The 1667-nt window shown below is 40.1% G+C and carries 3 protein-coding genes; 1 reads left to right on the top strand and 2 read right to left on the bottom strand.

The window, feature by feature from the left end:
* Positions 1–82: 82 nt before the first annotated feature.
* Entirely contained in the window at positions 83–229 is a 147-nt protein-coding gene (locus ACSZO4_RS25480; RefSeq protein WP_437891870.1) for a hypothetical protein, read from the top strand.
* Between the two features lie 223 nt (positions 230–452).
* Here ACSZO4_RS25480 and ACSZO4_RS25485 read toward each other — a convergent pair whose 3' ends face one another.
* Entirely contained in the window at positions 453–674 is a 222-nt protein-coding gene (locus ACSZO4_RS25485; RefSeq protein ID WP_437891871.1) for a hypothetical protein, read from the bottom strand.
* 344 nt (positions 675–1018) lie between these two features.
* On the bottom strand, positions 1019–1513 hold the full coding sequence (locus ACSZO4_RS25490; RefSeq protein ID WP_437891872.1) for a hypothetical protein: 495 nt from the start codon (positions 1511–1513) through the stop codon (positions 1019–1021).
* Positions 1514–1667: the final 154 nt, after the last annotated feature.

Below are 1667 nucleotides of genomic sequence, written 5' to 3' on the forward strand. Positions count from 1 at the left end.
ATTATCTGGCGATGGTGAAACTGGGTTGTATCCGATTGTTTTATAAAAGGTTATGTAATTAAGGGACACGGCCTAGTAACTTTTGCGGATACGCAAAAAACCTATTTCCAGACGTCATATCGGCACGGCGAGCACCAACGCCCTGACGGTGTTGATTGACACTATTAACCTGCTGGCAGAGCTGGCGAACCAGTGCGCCACGCACACACTTAGGAACGGGCGCGCCTAATCAATCTGCAGTGTTTAAGCCGACTGCGACAAAAGCCGGAACGACCAGGGAGAAATACGAACTTTTTTAAGAAAGTGATTAGTGCGTAGACTGGGCATATGAAAACATATGTTAAAAAGTGGTGAGATAATGGGGTATATCCTTATTCGCATCAAGACGAAAGGAAGCAAATTGTCTGCAGCTAAGGAACTGCAGACATTAATGCCAGTTAATTTACGGGGAATTAGTAGACACGCCAGTGAGCAGGCTGATCGCGATCCTGTAGATGGCGCTCACGGGCTACGTGCACGGCATAACCTTCAGCTTTTGCCCATTCAGCAGCTTCTTTCTGTGTATCGGTCTTATGCTTCTCTGAACCATTTACGATCACTACATGATGAGTTGTAGCTGCTGTTTTATCGCTTGCTTTAGGACGATGTTCAACGTACGCATGGGTCTTAGACATAACATTACCTGTATAAATTAATGCAGAATCATTTCTGCCATATACAAATGGGGGCATAAAAGAGTAGTTCCAGAATGTTGATGGAGTTTGATTAATAATTCTCTAGATTGTCTCGGGTGGGGAGTTAAGTTCTGTTAAATGAAAACAATTCAATACTTAGTGGTTCACTAAGTGAAATTTTCAAAATTGGTTAATTGCTTGCCTTATTAATATTTTATCATGAATATGAGCGATATCTTTGTGTTAAGCGCACTTCATTCAGGTCTTGTCAGTGCCAAAGCAGCAGGTAAACGATTTAGCCATCCCCCGATTCAGGGCCATCTAAAGCGGCAATTTAATGTTAATTATTTTATTGCTTCAAGAACCCATTCGTACTCAATGTCGTTCAAATTACCAAATAAATTTTCCTTAAATTTCAGGTTGTATGATAGTAAGTTTCCTTGGAAGTTAAAGTTATTGGGTTCAATAGCACACCAAAGTTTTACTAAGTTTTTATCATTTGTACAAAGGTAAGTTTGTGTTTTATGGTCAAGTGCTATCGCCCACATTAGATAATCTAATGCTCTAAAGTCAGACAAAGTGTTATATGCATCTTTCATTGTGTAGTTCTCTGGTGGCTTAGGTTTAAATATTTTCTTTGCCGGATTTTGCTTTGAACTACTTAATGCTGCGCTCAGTGTCGCAATGAACAATATCTCATTTGATCTAATCTTATGCGCTATTGCAAGATTCTTTATTTTTGTTATTACAGTGGATCTTTGTTTTCTGGATGTCTCTTTATAAAGAATGGGTATTACTGATTTAATGAATGAGAGTTTCTTGCTGTTGTTGCTGTACAATTGCGACAGCATTCCTGAAGTTGAACTTACTAATTCCACGCGAGTGAACGGTATGGTCGCAGTTGGTAGTGTTTTATTAATTAAGTCCGGTAAACCCCCGGCTTTGCCGGGGGACTCCGAAAGGTTTGACCTTTAAGTCAGTCGCGCGAATCTG

Source organism: Phytobacter sp. V91 (assembly GCF_965644225.1).
Taxonomy (GTDB): domain Bacteria; phylum Pseudomonadota; class Gammaproteobacteria; order Enterobacterales; family Enterobacteriaceae; genus CBFFRJ01.

Coding starts and splice junctions, on each gene's coding strand:
- ACSZO4_RS25485 (WP_437891871.1), bottom strand. CDS start 674: ATGTCTAAGACCCATGCGTACGTTGAACATCGTCCTAAAGCAAGCGAT.